This is a genomic window from Dolichospermum circinale AWQC310F, assembly GCF_000426925.1.
Lineage (GTDB): Bacteria > Cyanobacteriota > Cyanobacteriia > Cyanobacteriales > Nostocaceae > Dolichospermum > Dolichospermum circinale.
In genome coordinates this window covers 38,222-52,630 of record NZ_KE384670.1, presented here as the reverse complement: position 1 = coordinate 52,630, position 14,409 = coordinate 38,222, and the positions used below count along the sequence as shown (strand labels likewise).

The window sequence follows — 14,409 nt, the reverse complement described above, 5'->3', positions numbered from 1 at the left end:
CTGATGCTATTTTACTCAAGACTGGACTTAACGCAACAGCCCCTGTTAATAGCGAAGTAGTAATAACACGATTCATCAAAACACTGGTTAAAAAAGTCATACTGCCTCTTAGTTTTTAGAAATACCTGGCGAAAGCCAATTACATCTTGAACTAAGGGTGATTGCCTATGGTTAAGAATATATTAAATATAGGTAAAGAAAAGTTTAAACTATGTTTAAAATTATGCTAGTAAAATCAATAAATAAACCCAACATGGTTATATAATACTAATGCACATGAATTAAATGGGAATTTTCAGAATCAGAATTAGTAGGATTAAAGAATACACAGATTTGATTTTAACTTTTAATTTTTAAATTAATAAATGGATGTAAAAACCAAAAGATAACCCATCTGATGATTTATCATCGTGGTAAATTTTAAGTTTAAATTAAGTGAAAATTTTAACTTAATTGTGCTACAAGTTGATTTTCTACTAAAATAGTATTTGTTAATAAGTCTTCAATAGTCATTCTTAAAAACCTTTGTTCATCAACCTGAAAGTAAATTTTAATACGATCACTACCGGGAAAGCCAGGTGGTGTAAGTTTAGCAATTTTACTGGCTTCTGTGTTATCATTCAATGGTTTGACGATGGTTGCTGGACTATCAAGCTGACGAGTAATCAATCTGTCTCCATCAAAATATACCTCTGTTGCACCGCTTTCTATTCCTAATTCTCCAATAATTAATTCAATACTGGGTTGATTTTCTACAGAAGCGCCCAAAGTTAATTCTACTGGTTGAGTCATGGGGTAAGGTTGTCCAGTTTTAATGATAGGATGCCAATGATGACGTTGATGACGACGATCCCAATAACGCACACCGTAACTATGATAAAGATAGTCTTTAATTTCTATTCCTTGAGTTATTTGTAATGCTCCGTGAGCGATAGCTTCAAAAGGTAATTGACGACGGATTTTTTCTGGTTGAAAATATTGTTGTATCCATGTCTGTATTATTGGTAATTGCACCGTTCCACCAACTAATAATACTCCATTAATATCATCAATTTCTATATCGTAATTTCGTCCTTGTTGTAATAGCGTCATCATGGCACTATCCAGTTGATCAAAAAATCCGTTTTCCTGTAAAATCTTTTCCAGAGTATCACGATTCAGGTTCATTTCATAACTTGTAAAAGTCTGATCATCAAAATAAACTTCAGTAACTTGATCTTGAGTTGATAACTGAATTTTTACCTTTTCTGCTAACCGCGCGGTCAATGAACTGACTGGTAATCCTTGGCTTTTCGCAAAATAATCTACTATCCAGTTATCAATATCAGTTCCACCCAGATTTTGCCCTGCTTTCGCCAATACACGGGCTGTTTTCGTTTTTTGTTTAGAATCTTCACTCAGAGTCCTTTCACCCCATTTGAGCAGAAATCCCAGAGGTTTATTTTTGGCTTGTGTTCCTTGATCTAAGCTGACTAAAGACAAATCTAATGTTCCACCACCAAAGTCAACAACTAATAAAGTTCCTTTATCTGTTAAACCGTACCCTAAAGCCGCTGCGGTGGGTTCATCTAACATCCGTATCTGTTGTACTGGTAGTGATTGACAAACTTTGCCTAACCAGTGACGATAAACTTCAAAACTGTCTACTGGTACGGTCAAAACTAAGGAGTCTATACTTCCTTCGATGATTGCTAATTCGGTAATTACTTGAGTTAAAAACCATTTTCCTACTAGCTCAAAAGTAATATTTTCATCATCAAGTTCCGGTAAAAAACCCTGGACATCTGCACCAATTCCCCTTTTAAAGTTCCGGAAAAATCTGGTATCAGTTTTCATGTCTAAACCGCGATCGCGTACCTGCTGACCTGCTATAATTTTACCTAAGCTGGCGTTTTCTATATACACTAAACTGGGGATTAATGGGGGGTTAAGATGCTGTTGTGTTGACAAACCAGGTAAATTAAGGGTCTCTGCTTGTTGGGTGACAGGGTTCCAACGAGTGATGACTGTATTACTTGTACCAAAATCAATAGCGATCGCCATAAGCTATAATATAATATTTTATATTACTTCAGGAAATAGAGAATAGGGAATATTCCCGACTACCAAACTATATCAGAATAAAAAAATAAAATTCCCACTAGAATTATCCGGGTATATGAAAAGAACTACTGGATACTCTAACAGTAGATGCACCTTAATTAAACCATGACCCTCAGCTTTTAGTTAGTTGAGGGGATTTTTTTTAATTTTTAGTGGCTATTTTAACAACTTTTCACCAGAAAGATCAAATATTTCATTTGAAAATAGAAGGCAACAAATTGGGCGCTAACCATGCGGCATAACCAATAAAGCCAAACAGTAGCGTAATTAAAAGAGTGGCAACATAGCTAATACACATTAGTAACCCATCCGATTCAATGGTAGCAACGGCCAGAAGTAAAATCCCCACGGTTGGGATAGGATTAGTGAAGGGAACGGGAGAAATCAACAATATTGTCAACCAAGAGATACACAGCCCGTTAAATCGCCAAATCCAAGGATGATTAGCCAATTTCTGGAATCGGGGACGGGCAATTTTTTCCAAAATTCTAGTAACCCGGCGCAAATTTTGTAAAATAATTTGGGCGAAAGCGTTAGGAAATTGATAGTTAGCGATTTTTTTCGGTAGCCAAGGTGTTCTTCTGCCTAAAACCATTTGCATGGATAATAATAAGCAAGCACCGCCCAGGGGACTGCTTAAACCGGGTGGCATAGGAAACAAAAAGGGTAATACCAATAATGTGATCACTAAGCTAAAACCCCGTTCTGACGTTTCTAAGAGAATATCACCTAAAGTCAGAGGTTGTTCGCTTAAGCGTTGCAGGAGAGATTTAATTTCTTGAGAAAACCGTAAATTCATAATTATTAACTATGATTGGGGATTGAGATGATTTTTGTGATCATGATTTAAGGTATCATCGAATAAATCATAACTATGATGGAGATAATTTTTGTGATGATGATGATTGTCATGTTATCAACATCCAGCAAAATTCAGGAGCGAAAATTCCTAACTGCCTGTTAAAATATGATCAAATAAATCATGTCAATCAGATAAATCATAGTCAAGATTATACATCAGGAACGAAAATAGCGATCGCTTGAGGAATCACCCGAAAAACAGCGGGAGTATAGGTTGTGATTTCTCCGTCAGTATTAATAGAATGAGGTTTGCGGGTATATACTGTAATTTGCTGACCATAAAGGGCGCGAACATTTGGCCATTGAATATGTCGCCCTCGACGCATAGCTGGAAGTAGGGGGAGAATTTGCCACCAATGATCAATTTCCAAACTATAAAGATCCAGTCTTTGGTCATCTATAGCAGCATCATGAACTACAGCCATACCACCACCATAATAACGGCCATTACCCACAGCAATTTGTACAGTTTTCACTAAAAATGATTGGTCATTGATGCGAATTTCCGCACTAAAAGGGCGAGATTTCCAAATTACTTGCAATGCAATGACAGCATAGGCAAATATACCCCAACGGCGTTTAATTTCTTTAGTCAATTGTTGAGTAATATTGACACTTAACCCCAAACTAGCAACATTAAAGAAATACTTATTATTCACCCAACCTAAATCAATTCGTCGTAACTTTCCCGCTGCGATAATTTTACAAGCTTCCGGTAGAGAATTGGGAATAGCCAAAGTTCTCGCTAAATCGTTAGCAGTTCCTAAAGGTAAAATTCCCAAAGGTAATTGAGTTTCAATTATTGCCTCTATGGCAGCATTAAGTGTACCATCACCACCACCGATAATTACTAAATCTATTTCCTCTTGATAGTGGCGAATAAATTTACCTAATTGTGTAGCATCTTCGGTAGATTCTTCAATTATTGTTAAACCCAGGCGATTTAAACAATTTATTACTTCTTGGTACCGTTCTTGTCCTTGACGAGAATGACGATTTACTAACAATAGGGCGCGGGTACTCATTAGTAATTTCCTTTAATCACAATTCATCAGGTTGCAATAAAAACGCTCCTGAATCTATGGGATTATTTCTCATAAACGTGGTGCGTTATGTCGCGTATTTAATTTAATAGCCCCATTTTATCATTTTTTAGCGATCTTAACGCACCCTATATATTTTATTTCGGTAGGTTGGGTTTTCTCAAACCAACCTACATGAATATATGACTAACCGACATCATCATGGGCGAAACGGTTAAACAAGAAATCTAAGGCATAATTTCGCAATTGATAATATTGAGGATCTTCCATAATTCTGGCTCTATCTCTAGGGCGAGAAAAAGGAATTTCCATCACTTCCCCAATTTTTGCATGGGGTCCATTGGTCATCATAACTAACTTATCTGCCAAAAATAAAGCCTCATCAATATCATGAGTAATCATCAAAACTGTACAACGATTATCACCCCAAATTTTCAACAATTCCTCTTGTAATTCTTCCTTAGTAATTGCATCTAACGCCCCAAAAGGTTCATCTAAAATTAGGACTTTGGGACGAATAGCTAAAGCCCTAGCAATAGATACCCTTTGTCTCATTCCTCCAGACATTTGCATGGGTTTCTTTTCCATTGCGTCCCCTAAACCCACCATAGCTAAATGTTCTCTGACAATAGCCCTTTTTTCCGCTTCTGGCTTAGTAGGATAAACTGCATTTACAGCTAAATAAATATTTTCAAAAGCTGTTCTCCAAGGTAATAACGCATAGTTTTGAAATACCACCATTCTATCTGGACCTGGTTTAGTAATTGGTTGTCCTTCTAATAAAACTTGTCCAGTGGTAGGAAAGTTAAAACCAGAAACCATGTTTAATAACGTTGATTTACCACAGCCAGAGTGGCCAATAACACAAATAAATTCACCTTTTTCAACATTGAGATTAACACCATCAAGAACGGTAAATGGTCCTTTTTTAGTGGGATAAACTTTACAAACTTCTTTAATTTCTAGGAAGGGTTGACGGTTAATTGTCTTGGTGGTTTTGAGGTTTTGCATTGTTTAGTAATTGGTAGAAGGTTTCGCGCAAAGGTATAAAGAAAGGAGCAAAGACGCAAAGGAAGGAAGAAAAAAGGGTTTTTTATCTCGTTCCCAGTCTCAGACTGGGAATGCTATCAAGAGGCTCTGCCTCTGGTATAATTGAAGTATAATCGAAGGTAGAGCCTTCCGTAATTAATTTCCATACAGAGTATGGGAACGAGAAAAGATGATTTTGTTAGTTTTGTGGGATGGGCATCTTGCCCGTCCTTTGTATTTTTGGGGCAGACAGGATGTCCAACCCACAAGATTTATTTTGATTTTCCTGGATTTTGGGGCAGACAGGATGTCCAACCCACAAGATTTATTTTGATTTTCCTGGATTTTGGGGCAGACAGGATGTCCAACCCACAAGATTTATTTTGATTTTCCTGGATTTTGGGGCAGACAGGATGTCCAACCCACAAGATTTATTTTGATTTTCCTGGATTTTGGGGCAGACAGGATGTCCACCCCACAAGATTTATTTTGATTTAAGCTGCGGTTTTTCTGGGGGATTCTAAAATGACTTCAGCTATGGAGAAATCCCGTTTAATTTCTAGGTCGTTAAGATAGCTAATTGGATCATCAGCATTAAAGGGTTTATGATCAAATAGTTGAATGGGTTGACGGGTATAACTGATATCTAAACCTAGTTCTCTGGCCGCTGTACTAAAAACACGCACTCGACACACTCTTTCAACTATTTCTACCCAATTTCTAGGGAAGGGAGTATCACCCCACCGCGCTAATTGAGTCATAATCCAAATTTGTTCGGTGCGACTAGGGCGATTAATAGCAGAGTCGGAATAAAATTGATGATGGGCATATTCTCGCATGGGATGATCTAAGTCACAGGTAGCGTTATTTGGATCTTCAATTTGAATATAATCAATGTCTGTGCTGACATATTCCCGACTTGCTAAAATTTGCCGCACTTCTTGGGCGTTATTAGGATTTGCACAATATTGACAGGCTTCTAATAAAGCTTTGGTTAAGGCAATATGGGTGTTAGGATAAGTTTCTGCCCAGTCTTCTCTTACTCCTAAAACTTTACCAGGATGTCCTAACCAAACTTCTAAATCTGTGGCAATGGTAAAGCCTGAACCTTCTACCGCAGCCCGATAATTCCAAGGTTCACCTACACAATAACCGTCAATGGTTGCACCTTTTAAATCTACTACCATTTGGGCAGGAGGAATATTTTTCATATCTACGTCAATGTCGGGATCAATTCCTCCTGCTGCTAACCAATAACGCAGCAGTAAATTGTGCATTGATGCGGGATGAACTACACCCATTCTATGTTGTTGGTCACGGGTTTTTAGCAGGTACTTTTTGAAGTCTGATAAACTGTGGACTCCGGCATCATAGAATCTTTTTGCTAAGGTAATGGCGTTACCATTGCGAGTCATTGTTAAGGAGGTAACAACTGGTAAAGGTTCGTTTTTATGCCCCCCTAAAGATAACCACATTGGCATTCCTGAAGGCATTTGGGCTGCATCTAAATAACCACCAGTCATCCCATCCACAATTCCCCGCCAACTGCTTTCTCTGACTAAATTAACTTCGTCTAAACCATGTTTAATAAAGAAGCCTTTTTCTTGGGCTATAGCCAGGGGGGCGCAAGCAGTAAGGGGTAAAAAACCAATTTCTAAATTAACTTTTTCCAAGCCATGACGGACAACTGCTGCGGTTTTTCTGGCGCGGATTTTCTTAACACGTTTTTGTTGGTTAAGGAAGTAAATCATTTCACTTCGCAAACTGTAGTAACTAGGATGTTCTACAACTTCCATTCGTTTACGAGGTCGGGGAATATCAACTTCTAAAATATCCCCAATTTTCGATTCTGGTCCGTTAGTTAACATGACAATTCTATCAGATAACAAAACGGCTTCATCTACATCATGGGTCACCATAACTGCGGTAACTTGATTTTCTTCACAAATTTGCATTAATTGTTCTTGCAAATTACCGCGAGTCAAGGCATCTAATGCCCCGAAGGGTTCATCTAATAATAATAGTTTAGGCCGAATTGCCAAGGCGCGGGCTATAGCTACCCGTTGTTTTTGTCCCCCTGATAACATCCCTGGTTGTTTATCAGCGTGGGGACGCAAACCTACCATATCTATATGTTTTTCGATAATGGCTTTCCTTTCTGCTGCCGGCATTCCATGTAATACTGAATCTACTGCTAAAGCAATATTTTCTCTGACCGTGCGCCAAGGTAAAAGGGAATAATTTTGAAAGACTACCATTCTATCAGGACCTGGTTTTTTAATCCTTTGTCCTTCTAAGGTTACTAAACCTTCTGTGGGTAGATCTAACCCAGCAATCATATTTAAAAGGGTTGATTTACCACAACCGGAGTGACCAATTAAGGAAATAAATTCGCCTTTTTTAATTTGCAAATCAATACCTTTAAGGGCGATATATTGGCCACCACCACTTAATTCAAAGACTTTATTAATTTGATCAACAGCAACAAAAACTGACATAGTTTTAATGATTGGTAATTGGCAATTTATTATTTGTTATTTGTCAGTTGTTATTTGTCAGTTGTTATTTATTTGCTACTGACTACTGACCACTGACTACTGACCACTGACTATTTTTGTTCTGGTAAAATCCAGTTTTGTAATGCAGCCATGAGTTTATCTAGGATTAAGCCAACAACACCGATATAAACTAGTGCTAAAATCACTTCACTCACGTTGTTATTTTGATAAGCATCCCAGATAAAAAAGCCAATTCCCACAATACCAGACATAACAATTTCAGCCGCAATAATTGCTAACCAAGCTAAACCAATGGCAATTCTTAAACCTGTGAAAATGTATGGCAATGCTGAAGGAATTAAGATATTCAAGAAATACTCTTTTTTGGAAAGTTGCAGAACTTTAGCGACGTTGTTGTAATCTTGGGGAATTTGAGTTACACCCACCGCAGTGTTAATTAAAATCGGCCAAATTGCGGTGATAAAAATCACGAATAATGCCGCTGGTTCGTTTTGTCTTAAAGCTGCTAAGGAAATAGGCACCCAAGCTAAGGGCGGTACTGTTCTTAATAACTGAAAGATGGGATCTAATGCTTTAGATATGGTTTTATTGACACCAATTAAAACTCCTATGCCAATGCCAACAATTGCTGCTAATGTATAGCTAATAGCCACCCGTTGCAGACTAGCAAATATTTGCCAAAATAGCCCTTTATCTGTGCCACCCTTATCATAAAATGGATACAAAATCAAAGTCCAAGTATCTTGAATAACTTGAATTGGTCCTGGTAATGTTGCCCCTGGTGTCCAAGAAAATATTTGCCAAATAACTAAAAAGATAGCTAATGCAATAGCAGGAGGCATAAGTTCAGGAAGTTGCTTTTGCAATCCTGATAAAAAGCTATTATCAAATTTAGGAGTTGTGGGACGTTTTTGAGCTATGGTCATGAATTTTTCCTCGAATTTACTAATGACTAATGATTAATGACTAAATACCAGCTTTTTTGATTTTCAAACTCTTGAGATATTCTTCGGGTTTTTCAGGATCAAATTTAATCCCATCAAAAAATGTTTCTACTCCACGAGATTTACTACTGGGAATATCGGTCGCAGCTATTCCTAATTCTTTGGCTGCTTCCTGCCAAATATCTTCCCGGTTGACTTTTTTGATTAATTCTTTGGCTTTGGCTGCACCATTAGTAATGTAATCTTTGGGCAAAAATCCCCAACGCACATTTTCTGTGATAAACCATAAATCATGACTTTGGTAAGGATAGGACACACTACCTTTTTCGTCTTTCCAGTAATAAGCAGCCATTGATTTATCATCAATTTTTCGACCATCCCCCATGTCATATTTACCTTGGTAGGGATTAGCTAGAACTTCTGGTGAAGATAAACCAAAATATTTTTTGGCGGCGAGAATTTGCGCTGCTTCTTTGCGATTTTCAAATTTATCTAGCCATTGCTGGGCTTCCATTATTCCTTTTAATAAGGCTTTTGTGGCTTTGGGATTTTGATCAACCCAATCACCTCTCATGGCAAAATATTCTTCGGGGTGATTTTTCCAAATTTCGGCGGTTAATGCGGCCATAAAGCCAATTTTGTCATTAACTAAGCGGAATGGCCAAGGATCACCGGTGCTAAAAGCGTCCATTGTCCCGGTTTTCATGTTAGCGACGGTTTGCGCCGCAGGTACTGTTAATAATTTGACATCTGTATCCGGGTCAATGCCACTGGCTGCTAACCAGTACCGAATCCATAGGTCTTGGTTAACATGAGGGAAGGTAAAGGCTGCTGTAAAGGGTGTGTTGGCTGATTTGAGTTGGGCAAATAGGGGTTTAGCAGTATCCAGTTTTAAGCTAATTCCTTTCCCCAAATGTTTGTTAGCGATCGCAATTCCGTTACCATGTGTAACTAACTGAGCTAAAACATACATTGGTATAGGTTTATTCCCTTTGGTAATTAAACCTTCTGTAATTAAGTGTGGCATGGGCATTTGCCATTGACCACCATCAATACCACCCCCTTGAGAACCAATTTCCAGGTTATCCCTGGCTGAACCCCAAGAAGCTTGTTTAGAAAGTTCTACTTCGGTCATCCCATATTTAGCAAAAAAGCCTTTTTCTTGGGCAATAATTAATGGTGCAGATTCAACAATTGGAATATATCCCAGTTTGGCTTTTGTGGTTTCTGGTTTTTGTTCTGGTTTAATATTACCTGTTGGTTCAATGGAGGATTTTGTACCAGTATTGCCTGTTTCTGGTGGATTTCCTAAACAGCCTTTGAGTAATACTGCACTGGCTGAAACTCCAGCAGTGACAATAAATTTACGGCGAGAAACTTGGTTAAAAAATTTTGTCATTATATCTCCTTATATCTCCTTACATCAAAATTTATTTTTCTAACTATGAAAATATAGACAAAGAAAATAAATCATTTCTTTGCTTTATGATGCAAATTTCCAGTTATATCTAGGTATTAAAAATAGACCTCCCTGATAATAAAAAGAACTAGTTTATATACTTAGTAATAAACGTGGTTTAATTTCTGAGCCTGGGGTGATCAAGTATCACTTGGCTAGTAAAAACTAGTTTACAGTGTTTGTGATCAAAGTGATCATTTCTCAACTTGAATTATTAAACAAATATTTAATTGGATACATAAGTAAAAACTTATCTATTAACCTGAAACCTACGAAATGACTCTAATATATAGATTATTGTCTATGATAATAATATCAATATCCCTGATTTCTTGGATAAGTCGGGGATCTGAACCTCTCAATTATATTAAGTAGGATGTGTTACGGCTAGACAATATTGGTGAGTTTAAGAGATTAATGATTAGCCGTAATGCACCGAGACATCAGGTATGTTACGTTAAAAGTGTTACCCTTTTAATATCTCTACAGTACCCTTGTATCCATCAATTCGGACTTGTTGACCATCCTGGAGTATATATGTAGCATTATATACGTCTATGACAGCAGGAATACCGTATTCACGGGCAATAATTGCCCCGTGGGAAAGTTTACCACCTGCTTCAGCAATTAACCCCCCAGCTTGAACTAGAACAGGAACCCAACCGGAATCTGTATAAGGAACAACAAGGATAGTATTTTTATCAATATCATGGACTGTTTGTAAAGTTCGTAATATTTTTACCCGACCTTGAATTTGTCCAATACTGGCCGGAATACCTAACAAGATATTATCAGCGGGGTTAATGACAGGAGTGATAGGTTGAGGCGGGTTATAACCGTAAACAACGGGGGGAATTTGGGGAATTTGACTATCTTGGAGAAATTGCGATCGCCTTTGTGCTATTAATTCTAACAGATGATTTCTAACCGCTACATCTGGATGAATTACTAAATGGCGAATTTCATCTAATTCCAAAAAGAAGATATCTCCTGGCTGTAATAGCACCCTAGACTGAAGCCAAATCTCTTCCAACGCCAAAAATGTCCAGCGTAATTCAGCCAACAAGCGGGAATAAACTTCTGTTACCCTACCTTTAAGATTAACTCGTCTTTGGACTAAATTTTGCTGTTGGGGACGAGAATCATCTAAATTTGGGATTTGGTCTGCTTTAATTAACTGCACAAACAATTGTCTAACTGGTTGGGGATTTTCTCGCCAAGTGGGGACGGAAATATCTGTACCTACTTCGCTTAAATAACCATAATCCTGAATTAATTCGTCAAATTCAAATAAAATCCTTTCTCCAGCGGTCGTTTTTGCTAATTGCTCAAATATTTTTTCTGGTTCACAATTGTAGTCAATATAATCATCATCTAAGATTTGTTTAGCATCGGCAGCTAGTAAACCCATGGCTCTTAACGATGCTACCTCTGGGGTGAGACTGTTATCAATTTTTTCGGCTTTGATACCGAAAAGCGATTGACGGATAGCTGCACTCAAAGGGGCTAAAATGCTGTAGTAAGTACCTTGGCGGAGTAAATCAAGAATTAAGTCTATTCTAGTTAATAACTGATCTAGTGATAACTCGGTAATGGCAATGTTGGATAATTTTGTTAATGCCGGGATAAAAACTTGACGATAATCTGATTTAAAGTCTTTTTCTAAGTCAATTTCCCGTTTGAGTAATCTTGTGAGTCCAGGTAAATTAACCAAAGTGGAATTTAGAGGAGGTTTAGTCATGGTTGCACCTCTAGTTAAAAAGTCGAGACTTTCTGGGGGTAATCCCATGGCTAAAAAGATTTCTCCTAACAAAGAAGCATTAAAATAAGCTCTAGAGTAGTGTAGTGTAGCTGTTTTAGCGAAATCTAAGTTTTTAGCACGTTCACCTAAAACGATAGTAAAAATTTCTCCCCATACACCACAGGTTAAAGGGTAATTAATAGACCAGGTTAAAGGATGAATGACCCCAGGAATCACTTCTGCGGCGATTTTTCTAGTCCAAATTGGTAAGAGTGTAGTGATAGGTCTTGACTGTAATACCCACAAGTTTTGACCATCATAACTCCATTCTACATCTTGGGGAATACCTAAATAACGTCTTTCTAAACGACGGGCTAAATATGCAACTTGTTTAATTAATGCTTGGGGTATTTTACCAGTTCCGTCAAATTGCAGACAAGATAACTTTTCATCACCTGCAATTACTACTTGATATTGTTCTGGTGTGATTTTTCCTGATACAATTTGAGTAGGACTACCCGATACAGCTTCGATAACTACGGCTTCACCTTGTTGAGAAATAGGATCTCGACTGAAGGCCACGCCAGAGAATACGCTTTGAACTTGTTGTTGAATGAGTACACCCATGGCCGCCTCTTTCGCACTACGGTGACGACGATATTCGACGGCACTGGGGTGATGATAAGAAGCTTGGACTTGGGTGATGGCTTGTCTAAGTTCTTCTTTGCTGGTAACGTTTAAGATTGTTTCATACTGTCCTGCGGCGGAGGCTTGTTGGGAGTCTTCACCAATAGCGGAAGAACGGACTACCAAGGGTGAAAGTGGGGACGGTTGCAGAAAATCAATTAAATTGGTAGGATCATCATCAGGAGCTAATACCCAACCTTTAGGAACTGAATAACCCCAACGTTTAATTTGCGATAATGTAGCGGCTTTAGCTCCCACCACTTCCCCGTCTAATTCTTCCTCTAGGGTGATGATCCTATCCTGATTATTGCTTAAATATTGCATCATTTCTAGGGATTGTGGAGATGCTCCCTCGACGGGGAGGTGAAGGTCGTCGGGAATTTGGCTATAAATCCAGTAGATTAACCCCGATAGGGCAAAGGCAGCAATAATTCTGGATAATTCCTCTGAATGGAGGATACCCACAAATAGGGGGAACATTACCAATACCCCTAGTTTAATTGTTTCTTGAGAACGAGTGATCAAAAAACCAATAGCTGCAAGTAAGCCGACCAATGCAGTTACTAACGGATCATGTACCACTAATCCCCAGGAGACGTTTGTGATTCCCGCGGCTTTAGTTGTGACGTATCTACCAAGAACTAAGCCAATTAAAGCAATAATTTCCCATACTGGTTGTAAAGGGAAAAAAGAGTGGGCAATTGTGACAACAGCAATGCCCTTAGTTGCTTCTGAAATTACGGACAAAATTCCCGCTAATTTTCCACCATGATAAAAGGCTGCTGCAACGCTAATATTTCCTGTACCGACATTAGCTAACCACTTTCTACTCATGGCATAAGTAATCCAGGAAATTAGTGGTATTGTCCCTAACAGTGGACAAACAATTAAAATAATTAAGATACCCCAAAAATTAATCATTATTTTCTGATTTCAAATTTAAAATTTGATGACACACTCCAAGTTTGTTATTAACAAAAATGAATATTTATATAATATAGGAAACAAAAGAGCAAATAGAAGTCTTGCTCTCTTGTCTCCTAAAGATTATGCAAAGAATCTAAGCTATTGCATAAGCGAAGTTAAGCGCCCAAAGAATCAGGGCGACAATTGATCCTAACAGTATCACGGTGGAGATTGTAATCAGTTTAGGCGAATCTGCACCTTCAAATTTCATGATTCCGCGATTTAAGTCGGACATTGTTTTTAAGCCTCCTTGACTGTAGGGCTAGTCTGTCCGTTATGATTTTAGTCTTTCTGTTGGCAAATGATGTTAAATTCTTCTTATATTTTCCCTGAGCTTGACAACGGTGAACAAAGAACAGGGAAAAGGGTCAGCATAAAAACTTCAACTGATGATCATAAGTCCATGGGACGAGAAATTGGTAAAATTAGTTCCCTTGATTATCAAATTAAAGCCCGTCATTATCTGAGTTATCTTGTTAAAGCCGAATAAAAAAGTTGCTAAGGGAGTATAGATAACCGACTTGTTAAAAAAGCCGGTTATCTGAGTATCAAATATTATATTTTATGAGGTTAATTTTCCCTAATCCAAAGTGCTAAACCACCTCCACGTCCACGGGCAGCGATTATATCTTCAGTCACTAAAAAGAAAGCAAAAAAGGGTAATTTAGCTATAGGTTGATCATAAAAATCTTCACCTTCAACCTGACCAAAACGAATTTGTTTATTAATAAACATCCAACTGAATGAACTAATTTGTAGTTGGATAAAATCAAAGGCCAATAAATTCTTTTTTCCTAAGTATTTTGTTAGTCCTGTTAATTTCAATAAAATCGCTCCCAATTGTATTTGATTAGCAATTTCCCCTCTTCCTAAAGCCCCTTCTTTGCTAGGATTAAAACAGAGAAGAATTTTTATAAATTTTGGCATATACCAACCCTTACCTAAAATAATTCCGCCCCGGTTTCTGACTTTTTTAGTACCAGTAGCAAAACAAAGTCGCCATTTACCGTTGAGAGACTCAAAGGGATAATTTAACTTTTGCGCCTTGGCTGTTTTT

General features: G+C 37.8%; 11 protein-coding genes. 1 reads left to right on the top strand and 10 read right to left on the bottom strand.

Going from position 1 to position 14,409, the window contains the following annotated elements:
* Positions 1-444: 444 nt before the first annotated feature.
* The 9 genes from ACIR310F_RS0105735 to ACIR310F_RS26065 all read right to left on the bottom strand — a co-directional run bounded on the left by ACIR310F_RS0105735 (position 445) and on the right by ACIR310F_RS26065 (position 13,587).
* On the bottom strand, positions 445-2,043 hold the full coding sequence (locus tag ACIR310F_RS0105735) for an Hsp70 family protein (RefSeq protein ID WP_028082989.1): 1,599 nt from the start codon (positions 2,041-2,043) through the stop codon (positions 445-447).
* 253 nt (positions 2,044-2,296) lie between these two features.
* Positions 2,297-2,902, bottom strand: coding sequence for an exopolysaccharide biosynthesis protein (locus ACIR310F_RS0105730; protein WP_028082988.1), 606 nt, complete (start codon positions 2,900-2,902; stop codon positions 2,297-2,299).
* A 211-nt stretch (positions 2,903-3,113) separates the two neighbouring features.
* A complete protein-coding gene (locus ACIR310F_RS0105725; RefSeq protein ID WP_028082987.1) occupies positions 3,114-3,989 on the bottom strand; it encodes a lipid kinase in 876 nt (291 codons plus the stop codon).
* 204 nt (positions 3,990-4,193) lie between these two features.
* Positions 4,194-5,018, bottom strand: a complete 825-nt coding sequence (locus tag ACIR310F_RS0105720; protein WP_028082986.1) for a nitrate ABC transporter ATP-binding protein — start codon at positions 5,016-5,018, stop codon at positions 4,194-4,196.
* Positions 5,019-5,530: 512 nt separating this feature from the next.
* On the bottom strand, positions 5,531-7,534 hold the full coding sequence (locus tag ACIR310F_RS0105710; protein ID WP_028082985.1) for an ABC transporter ATP-binding/substrate-binding protein: 2,004 nt from the start codon (positions 7,532-7,534) through the stop codon (positions 5,531-5,533).
* A 110-nt stretch (positions 7,535-7,644) separates the two neighbouring features.
* Positions 7,645-8,481 carry a nitrate ABC transporter permease gene (gene ntrB / locus ACIR310F_RS0105705; RefSeq protein WP_028082984.1) on the bottom strand — a complete coding sequence of 279 codons (837 nt, stop codon included), beginning with the start codon at positions 8,479-8,481 and terminating at the stop codon, positions 7,645-7,647.
* Between the two features lie 40 nt (positions 8,482-8,521).
* A complete protein-coding gene (locus ACIR310F_RS0105700; protein ID WP_028082983.1) occupies positions 8,522-9,898 on the bottom strand; it encodes a CmpA/NrtA family ABC transporter substrate-binding protein in 1,377 nt (458 codons plus the stop codon).
* A gap of 526 nt (positions 9,899-10,424) precedes the next feature.
* Complete coding sequence (locus ACIR310F_RS0105695) at positions 10,425-13,307, bottom strand: glycerol-3-phosphate acyltransferase (protein ID WP_028082982.1); 2,883 nt, start codon at positions 13,305-13,307, stop codon at positions 10,425-10,427.
* A 139-nt stretch (positions 13,308-13,446) separates the two neighbouring features.
* The gene (locus tag ACIR310F_RS26065; protein WP_196803168.1) at positions 13,447-13,587 is read right to left on the bottom strand and encodes a hypothetical protein; all 141 of its coding nucleotides are present in this window, start codon (positions 13,585-13,587) and stop codon (positions 13,447-13,449) included.
* Positions 13,588-13,653: 66 nt separating this feature from the next.
* Here ACIR310F_RS26065 and ACIR310F_RS0105690 point away from each other — a divergent pair, with 66 nt between their 5' ends.
* Positions 13,654-13,842: a hypothetical protein gene (locus ACIR310F_RS0105690; RefSeq protein WP_155963634.1), complete on the top strand. Its 189-nt coding sequence runs from the start codon at positions 13,654-13,656 to the stop codon at positions 13,840-13,842.
* Positions 13,843-13,922: 80 nt separating this feature from the next.
* Here the strand turns inward: ACIR310F_RS0105690 and ACIR310F_RS21680 are convergent.
* On the bottom strand, positions 13,923-14,409 hold a 487-nt coding region (locus tag ACIR310F_RS21680), incomplete at its 5' end, for a hypothetical protein (RefSeq protein WP_231387403.1).